This window comes from Paenibacillus sp. lzh-N1 (genome assembly GCF_002872435.1).
In the GTDB taxonomy this organism is placed as follows: Bacteria; Bacillota; Bacilli; order Paenibacillales; family Paenibacillaceae; genus Paenibacillus; species Paenibacillus polymyxa_C.
This window is the reverse complement of the sequence record NZ_CP025696.1, coordinates 517,433-536,247: the sequence shown is the minus strand read 5'-3', so window position 1 is coordinate 536,247 and position 18,815 is coordinate 517,433. Positions and strand designations below refer to the sequence as shown.

The 18,815-nt window shown below is 46.7% G+C and carries 15 protein-coding genes; 14 read left to right on the top strand and 1 reads right to left on the bottom strand.

Annotation, left to right across the window (positions count from 1 at the left end; translation table 11 throughout):
• The first annotated feature begins 31 nt into the window (after nucleotides 1-31).
• The 8 genes from C0638_RS02595 (at nucleotide 32) to C0638_RS02560 (ending at nucleotide 8,813) form a co-directional block, all read left to right on the top strand.
• Nucleotides 32-421 (top strand): GntR family transcriptional regulator, encoded by a 390-nt coding sequence (locus C0638_RS02595; RefSeq protein ID WP_029516087.1) that lies wholly within the window; start codon nucleotides 32-34, stop codon nucleotides 419-421.
• Nucleotides 414-1,316: an ABC transporter ATP-binding protein gene (locus tag C0638_RS02590; RefSeq protein WP_013369686.1), complete on the top strand. Its 903-nt coding sequence runs from the start codon at nucleotides 414-416 to the stop codon at nucleotides 1,314-1,316. The genes C0638_RS02595 and C0638_RS02590 overlap by 8 nt, the downstream gene beginning before the upstream one ends.
• Entirely contained in the window at nucleotides 1,291-3,387 is a 2,097-nt protein-coding gene (locus C0638_RS02585; RefSeq protein ID WP_058711156.1) for a hypothetical protein, read from the top strand. The genes C0638_RS02590 and C0638_RS02585 overlap by 26 nt, the downstream gene beginning before the upstream one ends.
• Nucleotides 3,388-3,563: 176 nt before the next feature.
• Nucleotides 3,564-4,328 carry a class I SAM-dependent methyltransferase gene (locus C0638_RS02580; protein WP_013369688.1) on the top strand — a complete coding sequence of 255 codons (765 nt, stop codon included), beginning with the start codon at nucleotides 3,564-3,566 and terminating at the stop codon, nucleotides 4,326-4,328.
• Nucleotides 4,329-4,479: 151 nt separating this feature from the next.
• The gene (locus tag C0638_RS02575) at nucleotides 4,480-5,934 is read left to right on the top strand and encodes a PstS family phosphate ABC transporter substrate-binding protein (protein WP_058711157.1); all 1,455 of its coding nucleotides are present in this window, start codon (nucleotides 4,480-4,482) and stop codon (nucleotides 5,932-5,934) included.
• Between the two features lie 157 nt (nucleotides 5,935-6,091).
• A complete protein-coding gene (locus tag C0638_RS02570; protein WP_058711158.1) occupies nucleotides 6,092-7,384 on the top strand; it encodes a WD40/YVTN/BNR-like repeat-containing protein in 1,293 nt (430 codons plus the stop codon).
• 13 nt (nucleotides 7,385-7,397) lie between these two features.
• Nucleotides 7,398-8,261 carry an aldo/keto reductase gene (locus C0638_RS02565; RefSeq protein ID WP_058711159.1) on the top strand — a complete coding sequence of 288 codons (864 nt, stop codon included), beginning with the start codon at nucleotides 7,398-7,400 and terminating at the stop codon, nucleotides 8,259-8,261.
• A 15-nt stretch (nucleotides 8,262-8,276) separates the two neighbouring features.
• The gene (locus C0638_RS02560) at nucleotides 8,277-8,813 is read left to right on the top strand and encodes a mismatch-specific DNA-glycosylase (RefSeq protein ID WP_013369692.1); all 537 of its coding nucleotides are present in this window, start codon (nucleotides 8,277-8,279) and stop codon (nucleotides 8,811-8,813) included.
• 95 nt (nucleotides 8,814-8,908) lie between these two features.
• Here C0638_RS02560 and ald read toward each other — a convergent pair whose 3' ends face one another.
• The gene (gene ald / locus C0638_RS02555; protein WP_013369693.1) at nucleotides 8,909-10,039 is read right to left on the bottom strand and encodes an alanine dehydrogenase; all 1,131 of its coding nucleotides are present in this window, start codon (nucleotides 10,037-10,039) and stop codon (nucleotides 8,909-8,911) included.
• Between the two features lie 380 nt (nucleotides 10,040-10,419).
• Here ald and C0638_RS02550 point away from each other — a divergent pair, with 380 nt between their 5' ends.
• The 6 genes from C0638_RS02550 to C0638_RS02525 all read left to right on the top strand — a co-directional run bounded on the left by C0638_RS02550 (nucleotide 10,420) and on the right by C0638_RS02525 (nucleotide 18,617).
• Nucleotides 10,420-12,084, top strand: a complete 1,665-nt coding sequence (locus tag C0638_RS02550) for a PucR family transcriptional regulator (protein WP_013369694.1) — start codon at nucleotides 10,420-10,422, stop codon at nucleotides 12,082-12,084.
• Nucleotides 12,085-12,185: 101 nt separating this feature from the next.
• The gene (locus C0638_RS02545; protein WP_013369695.1) at nucleotides 12,186-13,709 is read left to right on the top strand and encodes a copper amine oxidase N-terminal domain-containing protein; all 1,524 of its coding nucleotides are present in this window, start codon (nucleotides 12,186-12,188) and stop codon (nucleotides 13,707-13,709) included.
• A 245-nt stretch (nucleotides 13,710-13,954) separates the two neighbouring features.
• Nucleotides 13,955-15,265, top strand: a complete 1,311-nt coding sequence (locus C0638_RS02540; RefSeq protein WP_058711161.1) for a galactokinase — start codon at nucleotides 13,955-13,957, stop codon at nucleotides 15,263-15,265.
• A 113-nt stretch (nucleotides 15,266-15,378) separates the two neighbouring features.
• Nucleotides 15,379-16,296 carry a RecB family exonuclease gene (locus tag C0638_RS02535; RefSeq protein ID WP_025675495.1) on the top strand — a complete coding sequence of 306 codons (918 nt, stop codon included), beginning with the start codon at nucleotides 15,379-15,381 and terminating at the stop codon, nucleotides 16,294-16,296.
• Nucleotides 16,297-16,472: 176 nt separating this feature from the next.
• On the top strand, nucleotides 16,473-17,132 hold the full coding sequence (locus tag C0638_RS02530; protein ID WP_040101980.1) for an SGNH/GDSL hydrolase family protein: 660 nt from the start codon (nucleotides 16,473-16,475) through the stop codon (nucleotides 17,130-17,132).
• A gap of 141 nt (nucleotides 17,133-17,273) precedes the next feature.
• Nucleotides 17,274-18,617, top strand: a complete 1,344-nt coding sequence (locus C0638_RS02525) for a hemolysin family protein (RefSeq protein ID WP_058711162.1) — start codon at nucleotides 17,274-17,276, stop codon at nucleotides 18,615-18,617.
• Nucleotides 18,618-18,815: the final 198 nt, after the last annotated feature.

Sequence of the window (18,815 nt, the reverse complement as noted above, 5' to 3'; positions counted from 1 at the left end):
TTTGAGCCAGTGTTGAAAGGAGGAAGTCCATGTGTTCGAGCTGGATATCCGCAGCCGTAAGCCGATCTACGAACAGCTTATGGAGAAGGTCAAGGAAATGATCATGTACGGATCGCTTCAGCCGGATGAGCAATTGCCTTCTGTACGGGCATTGTCCGCTCAACTTACGGTGAATCCGAATACGATTCAGAAGGCGTATCGCGAGCTGGAACGCGAAGGATATATCTATTCCGTTCAGGGTAAAGGCAGCTTTGTCACGCCTACCCAGCAGCAGCCGCAACAAATGAAGCGGGATGAGATTCGGGTGGCATTGTTAAAACAGATGATCGAAGCTGTCCATTTCGGTTTTACACAGCAGGAAGTGGACGACATATACGTGGAAGCTATGCAAACAAAGGAAAGGGGGATGTCCCTTGATTGAATTAAGGGAAGTCACAAAGACATTTACAGAAGAAAAGGCTGTCGATCAGCTTGCCCTCACGGTAAAGAAGGGCTCCATTTTTGGACTGCTGGGCTCGAACGGGGCAGGGAAAACGACCTTGCTCAAAATCATTGCCGGGATTTACCGACCGGATACTGGCAAGGTGCTAATCGGTGGTCAGCCAGTGTATGAGCAGCCTGAAGTCAAGCAGCACATTCTGTTTTTACCGGATACCCCTTATTTTTTCCCGCAAGCGACAATTCGTCAGATGGCCCGGTTTTACCGCTCCATTTATCCAAGTTGGAGTGAGGAACGCTACACACAGCTTACGGATATTTTCAAGCTGGACCCGAAGCGCAAACTCCACCGTTTTTCCAAAGGGATGAAGCGCCAAGCCGCTTTTTTGCTTGCCTTGAGCTGCATGCCTGAGCTGCTGGTTTTGGATGAACCCATTGATGGTCTGGACCCGGTGATGCGTAGAATGATCAAAAATCTCTTGTTCCAAGAAACCGCTGCACGTGAGATGACCGTCGTGATCTCATCGCATAATTTGCGTGAGATTGAAGACATGTGTGATCATGTCGGCATTATGCACCAAGGTCGGATGCTATTGGAAAAAGAGGTCGATGACCTCAAATCCGATACGCATAAGGTGCAGGTTGCTTTTCGGGACAGCATGCATGAGGAAGCTGTCTGTAGCCAACTTTCGGTCGTACATAAGGAGCGGAGGGGCAGTGTTCTGCTGCTTATTATCCGGGGTGAGCGAGAGCGGATTGCGGAGACGATTGAAGTGTATGAGCCACATGTATTCGATTTGCTACCGCTGACGCTTGAAGAAATTTTCATTTATGAAATGGAGGACGCAGGTTATGACATCCAACCGATTCTTCTGTAGCGGCGGCGTAATTCGCCAATGCCTGAGACAGCATGGCTGGATCGGTCTACTGTACTTGGCGGGATTACTGTTTACAGTACCGCTGTCATTGTTTATGAGCATTGGTGATGAACAACCACGAGTGGTTTTAAAAAGCTTGTTCGATAGCACAAGCTCAGGTAATGAATTGCAAAAATTAATTCTAGTGACCGTACCGGTGCTGGCAGGAGTGATGCTGCTTCGTTTTGTTCAGCGACAGGGGCCATCCGATTTGTATCATAGCCTACCTTTGCGTAGAGAGCATCTATTAACGGCACATTTAATTAGCGGTCTTATTCTTTTACTTGTACCTGTATGGCTGACTGCGGGAGTAACTGCTTGGGTTAACACGTCAGTCGAACTGCCTTATATTTTTCAAATTAATGATGTTGGATCGTGGGCTTTGGTCGTGTCCGTCCTTACGATTTTCTTGTTTACTTTTACTGTGTTTGTAGGGATTTGTGTGGGACAATCGTTGCTACAGACCGTAGTAGTGTATGTTTTGCTGCTATTGCCTCAGTTTCTATTCATGATGATAGGGCGTTTTCTAGAACGTAATTTATACGGATATGTGCGGGTGCGAGAAACCGTTGTTCAATATATTAATGGTGGGGAGTTTCGCAGCAATAATAATGTTTGGGAAAACTTATCGCCGTTTGTACGCATTATGGACAACTTGCCACAGCGCGCCTTTTCTTACATGGAGCTACTTGCCTATCTAGGTATCTCTCTGCTGTTTGTCGCCTTGAGTTATGGTTTGTATCGTAAACGCTTGGTCGAAAAGGCGACTCAGGCCATAGCATTTCCTTTCTTACAGCCTTTGTTCAAGGCAGGAGTCATACTATGCGCCATGCTTATACTAGGCGATTATTTTAATAATGCAGGTACAAGAGGAGCAAACTGGTCGATTTTTGGGTATGCACTTGGAGCTATTTTAGGCTATATCGTTGTAGAGATGGTCATTCGCAAGACGTGGCAAATTATGCGTGTTCGTGCTTTAGTGGAAATGGTCGTGTACGGTGTGATCATGGGGCTGGTACTATATATCCCGGTTTCAGGTTGGTTGGGTTATGAGGGGCGGATTCCAACAGCACACTCCGTAGAAAAAGTTTATGTCGGGCGAGAGGAGCCTCTAGGGGGAGATGCAGAAAGAGAAGCTTATTACTCCCAAGACAGGGCCTATATCACCTCTGTGCTGAATTTACATCGTGAACTCGTACGCGCACATGCAGCTGGCGAGAAAATGTTGTCCAAAAACCTGGCCGTCGAATCGGCATTCATAGTCTACCGTTTGGATGATGGTTCCACCATGACTCGGCGTTATACATTCCCTGAGAAACCTTTCCGGACAGAACTGACTAAGGTGATGGAAGCAGAGCCTTATAAAACGGTAAGATACGAGCTGGATAAGCTGCAAGGAAAAGCAGAGACGATTAATATCCAATCCATAGATGATAATGAAAGACGAGTGGTTTTGACCAATCCCAAAGAAACTCGTGAATTTGAAGATATACTCAGAGAAGAAGTATTAAGTATGAGTTATAGTGAAATGCAATCACATCGATATCCTCTGGGGAATGTTTCTATTACAAATAAAGAGTCATCCTTTACCAATAACGAACCGAAATGGAAGCGTGAACTCTCATTTAATTGGCCGGCTTCCTATCACAAGCTTACAGGTTGGCTAGAACAAAAGGGATATGCGGATAAGGTCGTCATCGATGCCAAGGATATTTTTTCGATACGGGCTGTTCCTATTATTACTGAAGAGCTTGAACCTTATCAACCCAATCAGTATATTGAAGACTATAAGCTATTTAAAAGCATTCAACAGAAGCACAAAGCAATAACAATTGAAGATCCGAAGCTTTGGAGTACTGTACTGGAAAAGCGCAGACCCTATAGCTATACTCCAAATATTGCGAAGGGTACTTACCTATTTCAGGTCAAGATCAAACCTTTATTTAGTTCAGATCCCCACACAGGCTATTACTATTTTACGCCAAACGATATGACACCGGAGCTTGCAAAGGCATTACCGGCAATTCCTTAAGCTCTAACGAGGGAGAGCGTCTGGTTTAGATGGCAAATAGACGGAGGTAGATGAACATGGGATGGTTGGGACACGACATATAACAACCTGATCGACGGGCAAGAGCTCCTCCAAATTAGAACTGATATAAATAGAGACCAAAGCGTGTACAGTTCAATAGTGGAGGAGCAAAAAATATGAAGTATACAGAAGATCGTGAATTTCTACAGTTGTTGGAGCATCATAAACAGTCGTTTTCCGGATGGGATTTTTCATTCATCTCGGATACGGGACGAGTGGCGAGCGAGCCTTTGGACTGGTCTTATGCCAGCAAGGCTTTGGCGTTGATCCATTCCACCAAGGCGATGCTGGATATGGGAACAGGCGGGGGAGAGCTCTTGTCGCAGTTTCGCCCTTTTCCAGAGATCATATGTGCGACAGAGGCATATGCACCGAACATACCTATTGCCAAGCAAAGATTGGAGCCGCTGGGTGTGCACGTGATGGCTATACATGATGACGATTCCCTTCCGTTTGGCGATGCCGGGTTCGATCTTGTGCTGAACAAGCATGAGTCATTTTCGCCAGCGGAAGTGCGCCGTATTTTGCGTCCTGGAGGTACGTTTTTGACTCAACAGGCGGGAGGCCTGGATTGTGCAGGCCTTAACGCTCGCTTGGGAGCACCTGAATACGAGTATGCGGACTGGACCCTTTCTCAAGCACTTGCAGGTTTGAAAAGCAATGGCTTCGAAATTTTAGAGCAGCAGGAACAGTTTCCGATACAGCGATTTTACGATATTGGAGCGATTGTCTATTACTTAAAAGTCATTGAATGGCAGATTGCAGACTTCCAGCCAGAGAAATATATAGAACAGCTGTATGGTCTGTATTTGGACATTAAACGTGATGGGTATTGGGACGTGAAGCAGCATCGTTTTTTGATCCATGCCAGAGCGATATAGAGAAGATTCGATACCAAAGAGGCCTTTCCTGTAGGGGAGGCCTTTTTGCCATGTTTACCATCCTTTCGTATACTAATCTTTACCATAATTGTACAATGAAGAAGCAATGGCTTACAGTCTCATTTCATTCATTAGTTATAGGGGGATGTACATGTCTGAACCAAAGGGAGTTATAACCAAGCCGAAAAAGGACGAGTCTGTGCGGATCGCATGGTTTTGGCCATGGCTGGTCGGTACGTTTATGTTTGGATTGTTTTCAGTCATGTTTAATATTATTTGGAGTATGGTTGTAGCACCTCAAGTGCAGTATTTGCTGAGGCATGAAGGTGTAACGGATACAACTGTGATTGTAATACTGCTTCTATATGCATGGATTATCGGTCTCATCTTTGCAGCTTATGGTGCCTTGAGTGCGCGTATGTCCAACATGGGCAAGCTTCCGTTGATGCTGACAGGGCTATTATCATTATTATGTGGGCTGTGGTTGTGGATTGTAGGACTACGAGGATCTGGCGGCCAACTTGCCGAAGTGTCTGGAGGAGCGTGGGAGCTTTTTTCACTCTATCACGCTTGGGCGGAACCTGTGTTAGAGGTATTGGGCCCATATACACAGCATGGTGAATTCTGGTTTCTACTGGCTGCACTGCTGCCGATAGTTGGCATGGTAGTAGGAGTTGGGGTGAATCGTTATCCAGCACTAACCGACAAGAATGGTAAGGTGGATCATAGATGGCAATGGGTTGTTGCCGCGATATCTGCTGCGCTCATCATTGTACTGACGATTACGCTCATGCTTCCTCAACGTCCGTACATTGCGGAAAGGGATTTCCCGGTAGTAGATGGAGCTACAGCGGCCATTCCATTCGCGCAGGATATGCTGCATGAATTGACCGGAATGAGCAAGGTTCGTGCGGCTCACGAACTGAGATTCAACACAACACATCAGGCTTATGTCAATCTGATTGAAAAGAAGGCGGATCTGATACTGGTGGCGGGTCCATCCGATGAGGAATTGCGCCTGGCGAAAAGTCGGGGAATTCAAATGAAGCTCACACCCATCGGGTGGGATGCGTTTATTTTTCTCGTTCATAAAGGCAATCCGGTTAACGGACTTTCTTCGGAGCAGGTACGCAGCATATATGAAGGATCTATTCGTAACTGGAGTGAAGTAGGGGGAAAGAATCAGCCGATCGTTGCTTATCAGCGAGAGGAAAATTCAGGAAGTCAAACATATATGCAGAAGAAAGTGATGAAAGGTCATGACATGGCTGAACCACCTCGGGAACTCCGAATTGGTATAATGGGTGAAATGATTAATGCAGTTGCTGATTTTAACAAGGATCACAATGCGCTCGGTTATTCATTTTATTATTTCGCAAATGTGATGCATAATCGTCAAGAGGTCAAATTTTTATCTATTGATGGAGTGGAGCCTGACAAAGAACACATTCGTTCGAAACAATATCCATTCACAGCCCAACTGTTTGTAGTTACACGCGAAGGTGAGAAACCACGTGCTTCGATGCAACGATTACTTGAATGGCTGCAAAGCGAAGAAGGAACTCGGGCTATTGAAAAAAGCGGCTTTGTTCCTGTAAACTCGTAATCCTATAACGATTCGCATACAGGATTCGCATGCAGTCAGTATCGTATATTCACCGCAAGAGTGAAACCAATACAGCAGAGTAATACATAGAATATGCTTTGCTGTGAGTACCATACCCGCGCAGCAAGTATATCAACAACATAAGGGGATGAACAAAATGAAGAAAAAAACATCGGTTTGGGTGCTTTTGCTCGCCGTAGCCCTAGTAGCAGCGGGGTGTGAATCAAATTCACAAACAGGACAAACAGCTCAGAACAAACCAAAGGATTCTGCAGCGTCACAAGTCAATGGTTCGGGAGCCACTGTGGATACACCGGAACAGCAGACTACTTCTGACGGTAAAAATAGCACATCTCCGTCCAGCACTGACAAAGCAGTGGAGACAGGAGGGCAATCAACGACAGATGCTAGTATAGCGAACGTCCGCATGGACAATATTACCGCGCTGCGATTAATCGACGGCCAATCCGGCTGGATCGGCGGTAATGGATGGATTGCCCGAACAGATGCGGCTCCATCCGGTTCAGTCGGTTCAGCTTGGAATGTGCAGTATCAAGGCAAAGGTACGGTTCAACAGATTTTTGCCTTGAATGGACAGCAGGCCTGGGCTGTTATGGAAGATAGCGGTTCACTGCTGGCAACTCTCGATGGCGGCAAGCGTTGGGAAGCTGTCGGGACTGTGCCTGAGCAAGGACAAGCGGGCTTTTTACACTTTGTATCATCCAAGGAAGGATTCAGTGGCAATCAATATACCAAAGATGGTGGACAAAGCTGGTCTCCGCTCCCCGTACCTAGCCACATAGTAGGACAGCCATATTATCATGATCGGCAAAACGGCTGGGCGGTAACTCAGAGCACAGAACGCTCATTCCAGATTTTACACACCGTTAACGGAGGCCAAAATTGGACCCCTGTCATGTCACGAACAACCGAAGGGCCTCTGAACGGAGTAACTATTCGTTCGGTAGAACGGGGCAACGCATGGATTGAGCTGGTTGGAGACACGGGGATGAATCAGACGTCGTATTCGCTTTGGCATACGGCTGATAGTGGACAAAGCTGGCGCACTGTACTGGCAAATTCCACCGCTGGCGGCGGTCCGGCACCGGGTATTGGCCAGCAAGACAATCAGGTTGCCAAAAATGAAGGGACGGCACCAGGCATGCTCTATGCAGTTAACAGCAGTACCGCATTGATGGGAGGCTATTGTGTACCGTGCGACAAGCCTAATACGATTGGTTGGACAACTGACGGTGGCAAGACGTGGAACAATGGCAAGCAAGGCTTTGAGGGTTATGGCAATCAGCAAATCGGGATGGCCAATGCCAAGGAAGGCTGGGCTATTTTCTCAGATTCAGAGCAGGCCCCGATCCTATATACCACCTCGGATGGCGGTCAGCACTGGACGCAGAGTCATGTATTTGACAAGCCTGTGACACCAGGCTCCTAAGGAGGGAATGTAGTTGAGTCAACATAAGAAAAGTGAGATTACATGGACGGACGGTCGTGAAGTACCACTCATCGGGCAGGGGACGTGGAATATGGGCGAAAAAGCCTCACTTCGGCAGGAGGAGGTGCGTGCGCTTCAACTTGGCTTCGAGCTGGGTATGACGCTGGTGGACACGGCTGAAATGTATGCGGAGGGCGGCGCAGAAGAGATCGTCGGGGAGGCCATTCGGGGCCGCCGGGATGATGTGTATCTCGTCAGCAAAGCCTACCCTCATCATGCGGACCGTCAAGGATTGGCTCAAGCCTGCGAAGCGAGCCTAACCCGAATGGGAACCGAATACGTGGATATGTATCTGCTGCATTGGCGCGGAAATATTCCACTGCAAGAAACAATACAAGGCATGGAAAAACTGCGTGAGCAAGGCAAAATCCGTAGCTGGGGCGTGTCCAATCTGGACAAGTCCGATATGGAGGAGCTATGGAGCCTGAGTAATGGCGAAGCCTGTGCTGTCAACCAAGTGCTGTATCACGCGGCTTCGCGAGGTATCGAATATGATCTGCTTCCTTGGAGCCGTACGCATGGTGTACCTGTAATGGCCTATTGCCCGATTGCTCAAGGGGGACGCCTGCGTCGAGGACTGCTGGACCATCCTGTTATGGTAGACATTGCTGCCAGCCACGGAGTAACTCCATCGCAAATCGCACTCGCATGGGTCATACGGGACGGTGATGTATGGGCAATTCCCAAGGCGGTACAAGAATCGCATGTACGAGAAAATGCAGCGGCGGCGAGCATTCAGCTCACCCCTGAACAACTTCAACAAATAGACGAAGCTTTTCCTCCACCAACGAGGAAGCAGCCGCTGGATATGGTTTGAGGAAGGAGGGGCCCGATGACAGAACCAGAGACAGAACTACACGAGGTAGATGATCATCTCGACTATGGATTATCCGTTGTATTTATCGGCTTTAATCCCAGCTTGAAATCAGGCGAGGTAGGACATCATTACGCTAATCCGCGCAACCGCTTTTGGCGCATACTGGAGGGGGCCGGCTTGACGCCTCGCTTATACGATCCATCGGAAGATCGAGAGTTGCTAAAGCTAGGCTACGGTTTTACCAACATTGTCTCTCGTCCCACTAGGGGAGTGGAGGACATCACACGAGAGGAGTACGCCGAAGGACGTCTGAAGCTGCATGCGAAGCTAATGGAGTACCGCCCGAAGGTCGCTTGCTTTGTCGGCAAAGGCGTGTACACCGAATATAGTAAAAAATCCAAAGCAGATTGGGGATTCCAGCCTGAACCGCTAATCCCCGAAATGCATGAATTTGTGGCACCTTCGTCTAGTGGACTGGTGCGCATGTCGTTGGAAGAAATCACGGATATTTATCGCCGTCTCCAAATGTTCCTTTCGTCAGAAGCCGTCTAAATGCGGTTAAATATGTTAGATGTAGTTAGCATACAAAGAACCATACACTTCAATCCCTACTGGGAAAAGTGTATGGTTCTTTGTGCTGCTTTTTTCTATTGTAAGGTTTTGGTCTGCCATGCCTGTTCCACAGGAACATAAGGATACCCCAGATCACGGGCGACTGCTTCGTAGGTGATATGTCCATTCAGGACATTGGCACCGCTAAGCAGCGGCTTGCTTCTGCGAAGCGCCTCTTGCACACCAAGATCTGCAAGTTGGAGAGCAAAGGGGAGCGTTGCGTTGGTCAGAGCGAGCGTAGAGGTTTGCGGTACCGCGCCTGGCATGTTCGCCACTGCATAGTGAATGACGCCATGCTTTACATAGGTTGGCTGATCATGTGTCGTGATGTGGTCAATCGTCTCAACAATGCCACCTTGGTCAATGGCGACATCGACGATGACTGAACCGGGTTGCATCGTCTGCACCATGGCCTCTGTGACAAGCCGCGGGGCTTTGGCACCGGTAATCAGGACAGCACCGATCAGCAAATCACTTTGCGCCACGGCTTCAGCAATGTTGGAGGGGGTGGACACCAGCGTATGGAGCTGATTGCCAAAAATATCGTCCAGTTGGCGCAATCTTGGCAGGCTCAGATCGATTAGTGTCACATCTGCCCCGAGACCGATAGCGACCTTGGCAGCATTGGTGCCGACCACCCCTCCCCCAATAATAGTCACTTTACCGCGTTTGACCCCCGGCACACCTGCCAGTAGGATGCCTTTACCGCCTTTTGGTTTTTCCAACAGCTGTGCTCCGATTTGTACAGCCATTCGGCCTGCAACCTCGCTCATGGGGGTAAGCAACGGTAAGCTTCCTTCCACATCTAGCGTCTCATAGGAAATGGCGGCTACGCCGTTGTCTGTTAAAGCCCGGGCCAGTGCGGGCTCGGCAGCCAGATGCAGATAGGTGAACAAAATCAAACCTGGCCGAAAATACCCGTATTCAGAGGGGAGCGGCTCTTTTACTTTGATAATCAGATCCGCCTGGGACCACACATCTGCGGCTTGCTGCACCAGGGTAGCACCCGCAGTGGCATAATCTCCGTCTGTAAAGCCGCTTTCAACCCCTGCATGGCTTTCTACAAACACTTGATGTCCGTGTTGAATCATTTGAGCAGCACCCGCAGGTGTCAGAGCGACACGATTTTCATTGTTTTTAATCTCTTTCGGAACCCCAATTCTCATTCGTCTCACCTCTCCTAAAAATAATTGTTATCCAACGGCAAATGATTGTTTTTAGGGCAGCTACGCTGCAGAATCAATGTTTGTTGATCGTGTTATCCAACAGCCAAGCATTGTTCTAGGGCAGCTATGTCTGCTATGTTTTAGTGTTGGATACGACCAAACGAGTGCAGAAAATGGCACTATCATTTGTGCAGTCTGCTGATTAGTTACATGGACTCAAGCCGATAAATGCAATTCGTGTTAGATTAGGTACAGTTTACAAGGGGAGCGACTCCTTCGCATCATACATTTTGTCGGATTATCTGACTTAAAGGCTCGACTTTTTGATGAATATATGTCATATAAAATGACATAGAAACATACACATAAGGAGAATGCCGATGAAAGGTAAAAAAACATTTACCATTGCGGATGTGCTGGAACGTCCTGTTTTCCGGCGGGCGAAGCTGGCAGCGGGGGAACAGGGCGTAAATCGCCGTGTGGGTTGGGTTCATGTGCTAGAAATCACAAATGTATCCCCCTTTGTGAGCCGTCATGACCTGATTTTGACGACCGGCCTGTGGTTAATCCGGAAGGGGGAAGAGCGCGCCGAGTATATGGAGCAGCTGATCCGCTCGGAAGCTGCGGGATTGTGTGTGGAGCTGGGCACGAGCATCTATGAGATCCCCCCTGAAATACTGGAGTTGGCGGAACAGCATCACTTCCCGGTCATCGTATTTGAGCAGCCGGTGCGTTTTGTTGAAATTACACAAGATATTCACTCTCTACTTATTAACCGACATCATGAACTATTAAAAGATCTGGAGCGATTTTCACGTCAGCTTCAGCAGGAAACCCTACGCAGCACCGATATGAACGCCCTCTTGCGTGTGCTTCATGACTATGCTGCCCGGCAGGTCATCTACATGTCCTCCATTGATACCAATCGATTTGTACCCTCCGTCCAGCCGGATGTGGCAGACCATATTGCAGATTTTTATGCCCATGAAGTGGAAACAAGTATGACTGCCGATCGTGAAGGGCACCTGCTGTTTCACCTGAATGAATCCACTGCTGTCTTGTTTCAGCCTGTTGTATGCTTCGGTCAGGTGTTTTCCGCTGTAGGTGTAGTACTGCATAATGAAATGCCGACGGAAGAAATGTCGCTGCTCATTGATTACACAGCCAAGGCAGCTGCTACATTGGTACTGAGAACACAGTTTCTTGAAGACCGATTGCTACGTAATCAAAATGAACTGATTCAGGATGTATTGAACGGCCAGCTTCCCAATGAAGAACAGGCCCAGACCCGGATGGGACTGCGATTGTTAACGAAGGGGCGGTATTTATTTTGGGCAGGAGTCATCGAGGTAGAGCATCAGGACAAGGACGCAAGTCAGGTGCGCAAGGAATCCATCAATCAGGATGTATTAGTGCTGCTTCGTTCTCTGTTGAAAAAAGAAGCGTTGCACAATCTGTTGATGATGAAGGGAAGTCAATGCTACATCCTTTGTGCAAAGGAGGAATTAACGCTGCGTTCCATAGCGCAGATGAAAAAAGTGCTGGCCCATACGGTTCAATATATTCAGAACTATGCCGCAGGACAGCTTGATAAAGTGCGCATTCATGCAGGCTTTGGTAAGGTAAGGCACCGCATGACAGGGACGGACCGCAGTTTTGAAGAGGCATATCAGGTCATTGAAGTCGCGCGAAGCGTCCCGGTCATGAAGGATCGGCTATTTTACGACAGCATCGGAATCTATCAATTGTTGAAGGCGGTGCCTCGAATTCCTTTTCTACAAGAATTTGTACAGGACCATTTGGGTGAGTTGATTGCGCATGATCGTGAGCATCATATGCAGCTTCTGGATACCCTGGATGCCTACTTTCAATGCCATGGCTCCAAGCGTGATACCGCCGGAATTTTGTATATTCATAGGCAGACTCTTTATAATCGGCTGGATAAAATTAATGAAATCGTAGAAGGGAATTTGGCAGACTCTGACAAACGTCGCTGTCTGGAAATGGCACTTCTGGCTTACCGGATGCTTCAGGCTGAAAATTGATCCTAAATAACTAGCTCTATTTTCCATTCTACTCATTTACAATGCGTATCAACACTGAGATAATAGAAGAGATAACGGAAATATCTTGAAAGGGGATTAATATGAATATAAAAAAATGGATTGCCGTCCCTCTTATTCTGTTAATGGTAGCTTTGACAGGTTGCCAGGCAGTAGGCGGATTTGATGTAAGTAAAAATTTATTGGGAACACTTGATGTGAAATCCCAGCAGTCAACGGAGAAAATTTCTCTTAAGTTGACTCCAAAAGAAGGTATCACGCAAGGAGATCAACAAATCATAGATTTGATTAATTCGATTTCGGTGACTGTAGATGAAGCCAAGGTACAATCGGAGGAAGTTGCTTCCGCCAAGGGTACTTTGCATATTGATAAGTATAATTTGCCATTTGAGCTTGCTTTGGATCGCCAAGGTATGGCTATTCATCTGGAAGGTGCCAAAAAACCTTATTACATATCTTTGAACTCGCAAGAGAGTTTGAGTGGTCTGCCTGCCGGGTTTGATCCGTATGTATATTCCAAAGACGTGAGAGATCTGACCAAAACAGCCGCTGCACTTATGCTCAAGCATGCCCCTAACCCTTCGACCATTTCTGCAACGTCTGTAACCGAAGAAGTATACGGTGAAAAAGACAAGGTGAAACTGACTCGTCTCCATACAGAACTGCGCGGTGATGAACTGGTTGCATTGGTAAAACCATTCCTGGCGAATCTGGCCAAGGATGAAGCTGGCTTAAAAGAATTGATCGGTCAAGCTATTGATATGACTAAAACTATCGCTTCCAGCATAGCAATTGAGGGTAGTGATAAAGTAACAACAGAACTGAATGAAAACAAAGAAAAGCTGGTCAACGAGGCTTACACTGAGGTTAAAAAGTATTTGGACTTGGCTGTGGCACAGTATGATGTAGGAGTCAGCACTATGTATGCAGAGGCACCTGAAATCAAAACAGTTCTGAGTGCAAACACTGTGCTGAAAAGCGACATGTATTTTGATGAAAAAGGAAATGTTCGCAAAGCGCTGACAGACCTGACAGTTGCATTGCCAGATGTAGACGATCTTCCGGTGAAGTCCTTTACCGTTCTGACCGAGACCCAATCATGGAACGTCAATGGTAGTGTAACGGCCGATAAAGTAGATCTTTCTAACGGCGTTATTGACTTGAATGCACAAGCTGAATTAACACCGGGAGCGACACTGCGCAATTTTGAAGCGAATTCTCCGATCTACAACATTTTAAAAAATGATTTGGAAATTACAAAAGTAGAAACAATTTTCGATCCTAAAGACGATTACTACGTATTGGAGAATCGTGGAGGTACGGCTTTCATCCCATTGCGTGAACTGACAGGCGAATTGAGCTCAGAATTAAAATGGGATGCGGCTGCCAAACAAACAACTGTAATTGATGATATTACTGGTAAGACGATTAAGCTAAAAAGTGGCTCCAAGCAGGCTGTACTGGAAGGAAGCACATTGACGTTGCCGCAAGCTCCATATACGGATGAATATGGCACATTGTATGTTCCTTTCAAATCTGTTGCAGAGGCACTTGGCGCTACTGTAACTCGTAACAATGCTGGAGAATATGTGCTGAAACGCGATTAAAAAAGAAATCCAGAACACCATTCTTCTTCTTAACGGTTAGTGTATGGAATGAATCAGGTGTAAATACAGGAACCAGCCCGGATTAGGGGCTGGTTCTTTTTTAGTTATATTGGTAAAATGCTCATAAAAGCGATTAAAATAAGCGCTTACAGATTAAAATTGTGCCATACTTTTACACACGGAAAATTGAGATAATTAAAGCATCATTCTGCGTGGAAACAGACATACAAGTAGGGGGATATACGATGAAAGATATGGAGCTATTGAATTCTAGCGAGGGACAGATTGTTCTCGCACGGATGTACGGCCAACAACAAATTTCCGAGCAAACCTCTCGATATCAATCACTTATACAGGCGTATCAGGAGCATTTTGGTGTAGGGGATATTGAACTGTTTAGTGCTCCGGGGCGCTGCGAAATTGGAGGGAATCATACAGACCACAACCACGGGAGGGTGCTGGCAGGCAGTATTACACTTGATACGATCGCTGTAGCTACTAAAGTAGAGGAATCCGTTATAACATTCTTTTCTGAAGGCTACAAAACGAAATACGTCATTGATTTAAACGACTTGGCACCAAAACCGGAGGATGACGGTACGATGTTGCTGGTCCGTGGCATTGCAGCTGGTTTGCTTGAATTCGGGTATCGTATCGGAGGCTTCCAAGCTTATATATCAAGTAATGTATTCTCTGCTTCAGGATTAAGCTCTTCCGCTTCGTTTGAAATGTTGATATGCACGATATTAAATCATTTTTATAACGAGGGAGCGTTAGATACTGTTGCTAAATCCAAAATTGGTCAGTATGCGGAAAACGTCTATTGGAACAAGCCTTCAGGGCTGCTCGATCAGATGGCTTGCGCATATGGCGGTTTGATTTCCATTGATTTTGAAAATCCCAAGGAACCGATCATCAATCCAGTCCATTGGAATTTTGAACAAAACGGCTACTCCCTGGTTATTGTAAATACAGGTGGAAATCATGCTGATTTAACCGATGATTACGCAGCGGTGCCGAACGAAATGCGGGCAGTGGCTCAGTCTTTGGGCGCTTCAGTTTGCCGTGACTTATCGCCTGAGAATCTGTATGCCAATCTCAAGATGGTCAGGGAAAAAGCTGGGGATCGGGCAGTGCTTCGTGCTTTGCATTTTTTTGAAGAAAATAAGCGTGTGGATGAGCAAGTGAAATCGCTGGAGGAAGGGCGCTTTTCTGATTTCTTAAAGCTCATTACCGAATCCGGTAATTCTTCATGGAAATGGCTACAGAATGTATATAGAAGTGGGATTGATCGGGAACAAGACGTATCGGTTGCCCTGGCTTTAACGGAAATGTATTTAAAATCAATTGATAATAGCGCATGCAGGGTACATGGTGGTGGCTTTGCTGGTGTGATCTTGACGATTCTTCCCAATGATCATGTGGATGATTACAAGGAGTGGATCAGCGGAATGCTGGGAACTCCAGTACTCGTAGTCAACGTCCGTGAGGATGGTGCTGTTAATGTAAGTGAATTGATCAATGCTGAACGGACTCGTAGCGAGAATACTAACTAGTCAGTCAAAGACTTTAACCTATGGGTTAAAGTCTTTTGTCGTTTTTATGACCGATACAGCTTAGGCATGCGTTATAATAAAGAGATGGAAGTTCTAATGAAGGAGGGCCTGTCATGGCAATATATCCGTCCTGGTCCTATTCACAATCGAGGGCCCAAACGTTCGACGAATGCTTACGCAAATACTATTATCATTATTACGGCTCGCATAACGGCTGGAATTCGGCACAGGGCACTGAAGAGCAAGTTACGTTGTATCGGCTTAAGCAACTGAGCAACTTATATATTTTATTCGGGAATATTACGCACCAAATGTGTGAATCGGTCATACGCGGGTGGATGGAAAAAGGGGCTGTCCCGCGCACAGCATTTCTGGAGACAGCTATGAAGAACATGTTGAATGACAGCTACAAGGAATCATTACACCGTGAGGTATGGCTACAAGATCCCAAAAATCGGGTTATGCTGGCAGAGATTTATTACGACGATGAAGTGCTTCCGGAACGGATTGCCCGGATTAAGGAGCGACAGCACGCGGTGGTACACAATTTGTACCGTACTGCGGTTTGGCGTGAACTGCAACAGGGAAAGGCCCGAATTGTAGAAGTGGAGAAGTGGGATACGATGCTCCTTCATGAGACGAAAGTATATGTCAAAATGGATTTGCTCTACCGTAGAGACAATGGAGACATGGTCATCGTGGATTGGAAAACAGGTAAGGAAGGCGATTTTTCCGACCAACTTTTTTTGTATGCTTCCTATGTACAGGAGCACTATCAGCTTCCTTTGGAGAAGATCGAGGTACGTGTGGAGTATTTGATGACAGGAGAGCATGAAGTATATCGCCCCACACCAGAGGATATCGACAAGGTAGTTGGCAATGTAGGACGTTACATCGAGGAAATGAAGTCCTGCCTTGATGACGATTACTATAATCGACCCAAGCCCGAGTCTTTCTTCACACCGATGCCTTCTCGCAGAGTATGCGGGGGTTGTAATTTTCGCGAGGTGTGTAAGTACCGAGCGGTCTGAAATCGAAAAATCAATATAAAAACGGAGTAGGTGGAATGGTGCTGTACAAGCAATGGAAAGCACCATTCCGCCTGCATAGTGGCTATAACTCTCCCAATTCCTGAAACCGCTTTCCAATTCGGAAAATACGAGGTATGATAAGGGTATTATTGGAAATTACGAGGAGGACAATCGAAATGTCGAGTACAGGACACACACGTATTCTTTTTCAAGGAGATTCCATTACAGACGGAGGAAGGGGACGGAATGAGGACGCGAACCATTGGCTGGGTCAGAGCTATGTGTATCTGATCGCTGGGGCACTTGGGAGTCGACTGGCTGATACACAGCCGGAATTTGTCAACCGGGGAGTTTCGGGGGATCGGGTTTCGGATTTGTATGCACGTTGGAATGAAGACACGTTTAGTCTACAGCCGAACTTGCTCAGTATTCTAATCGGAGTGAACGATGCCTGGCGGATTGTGGAGCAGGAGCCGTCCGGGGTGACGGACCGATTTGAACGAGCCTATTGCCACCTGCTGGAGGAGACACGTGAAGTGATGCCTGATACCGGGCTGGTGCTGTGTGAGCCGTTTATTTTGAAAACGGGAGCTACCGAGGCGCGCTGGGACATTTGGCAAGAAAAAATAACGGGCTACCAGCGTATTGTACGTCAACTTGCCGACAAATATGGGGCCGTATTTGTGCCGCTCCAGAGCATGTTGAACGAAGCTGCTACCAAGGCGGACGCCTCCTATTGGCTGCATGACGGGGTTCATCCGACAGCGGTTGGGCATCAGTTGATAGCTGATCAATGGATAGATATTGTGCAAAAGAGTCCACTGGCGATTCGTTAACCAAGTCGTACATAGTCTACTCCTTGTCATTTTTGGGTAATACACGATTATGGACATCATTACTCTCGTTATGATTCCATCCAAAAATGAATGTCAAAGGGGGTGCTTCTTGCTTCGTCATCAACGGAGTAAGAGAGGGCTATGGAAACGATAAATATCATTCTAGTTATTTTACTTATCACCTTAACTGCTTTTTTTGTGGCCTCAGAGTATTCCATTATTCGTGTGCGGGTATCTCGTATCAATCAATTGGCCTCAGAGGGCAATAAAAACGCGAAAGCCGTTAAAAATATTCTGTCTCGGCTCGATGAGTACTTATCCGCTTGTCAGCTTGGTACAACACTAACTTCAATGGCGCTAGGCTGGTTAGGAGAATCTACAGTTGAGAAGCTGCTACATCCCCTGTTTGTGTTGGCGCATATTCCGGCTGGACTAACGGGAGTACTCTCCTTTTTGCTGGCGTTTCTGATTTTGACCTATTTCGAGGTGGTCGTCGGGGAACTGGTACCCAAAACCTTTGCCATACAAATTGCCGAACCGATGGCATTGTTTTTTGCCCGTCCGATTACGGTATTCTATAAAATAACGTATCCCCTGAATTGGGTGCTCAGTCGTTCTTCACGTGTCATTACGGGGCTTTTTGGGCTGAAAAAGGTATCTGAAGAAGATGCAGCACTCAGTGAAGCTGAGCTTCGACTAGCGTTATCTGAAGGCTTTCGTAGTGGTGAAATTACACCGACAGAATATCGATACCTGAATAATGTATTTGATTTTGATGACCGTGCGGCGCAGGAAATTATGGTACCACGCATCCACATCCGTTCCATCTCTCATCAGGCAACGGTAGCCGAGTTTATGGAGCTGATCGAGGACAAGGTCTACAATTTTCTGCCTGTAGCTGAACATGGGGACCGGGATCGTATTATCGGGATGATTCGCGTTAAGGAAGCTCTGCATGATTTGGCCCGTGGGCATAGTACAGGAAATACAACGATGGCTTCTTACATTCATCCGGTACTTCAGGTGATTGAGACGGTACAGGCTCGGGATCTGCTGATTCAGATGCAAAAACGACGTATTCCAGTAGCGGTGCTGGTGGATGAATATGGTGGAACGTCTGGGCTTGTCACCCTAGAGGACATTATGGAAGAGATTGTTGGAGACATTCCTTCCTATACGGATACTGAAACCCCCGCAGCGCTAACACCACTCATTACAAAAACAGATGATCATCGTTACATACTCAAATCACAGGCGCTTATCCATGAGGTCAATCGGCGCTTGGAGACAGATATTGAGGCCGGGGACGTATATACGATTGGCGGTTGGATGCTTTCAGAACGTTTTGATATCCAGCAAGGAGACAAGCTGACCAGCGGATTATGGGAGTTTACTGTACTGGAAAAAAACAGTCACCAAATAGACACAATTGAAGCGGTTAAAAAGGCAGTTGTTGAACAAAAGGATGACAGTTATTCTCAATGATGGAAAATGGGATTGCGAAGAAATAGATTACTTTAGATGTGACGAATGGCCTGCAACGTAAGCGGCAGCGCGATTCGTCCACTTTTTTTCCGCAGTTTGCTGCCTGAATAGCATGTTGTTTTTGTAGTTAGGTCAGGAGACTTAAGGCTCTGGATCTTTATGCTTATAAATATAGGTGTCTGTGAAAAATACTACTAG

Bases quoted from the DNA above. Each gene is read 5' to 3' on its own strand.
- C0638_RS02525 (WP_058711162.1), top strand. From the start codon at position 17,274: ATGGAAACGATAAATATCATTCTAGTTATTTTACTTATCACCTTAACT.
- C0638_RS02585 (WP_058711156.1), top strand. From the start codon at position 1,291: ATGACATCCAACCGATTCTTCTGTAGCGGCGGCGTAATTCGCCAATGC.
- C0638_RS02560 (WP_013369692.1), top strand. From the start codon at position 8,277: ATGACAGAACCAGAGACAGAACTACACGAGGTAGATGATCATCTCGAC.
- C0638_RS02570 (WP_058711158.1), top strand. From the start codon at position 6,092: ATGAAGAAAAAAACATCGGTTTGGGTGCTTTTGCTCGCCGTAGCCCTA.
- ald (WP_013369693.1), bottom strand. From the start codon at position 10,039: ATGAGAATTGGGGTTCCGAAAGAGATTAAAAACAATGAAAATCGTGTC.
- C0638_RS02540 (WP_058711161.1), top strand. From the start codon at position 13,955: ATGAAAGATATGGAGCTATTGAATTCTAGCGAGGGACAGATTGTTCTC.
- C0638_RS02575 (WP_058711157.1), top strand. From the start codon at position 4,480: ATGTCTGAACCAAAGGGAGTTATAACCAAGCCGAAAAAGGACGAGTCT.
- C0638_RS02535 (WP_025675495.1), top strand. From the start codon at position 15,379: ATGGCAATATATCCGTCCTGGTCCTATTCACAATCGAGGGCCCAAACG.
- C0638_RS02550 (WP_013369694.1), top strand. From the start codon at position 10,420: ATGAAAGGTAAAAAAACATTTACCATTGCGGATGTGCTGGAACGTCCT.
- C0638_RS02545 (WP_013369695.1), top strand. From the start codon at position 12,186: ATGAATATAAAAAAATGGATTGCCGTCCCTCTTATTCTGTTAATGGTA.
- C0638_RS02530 (WP_040101980.1), top strand. From the start codon at position 16,473: ATGTCGAGTACAGGACACACACGTATTCTTTTTCAAGGAGATTCCATT.
- C0638_RS02580 (WP_013369688.1), top strand. From the start codon at position 3,564: ATGAAGTATACAGAAGATCGTGAATTTCTACAGTTGTTGGAGCATCAT.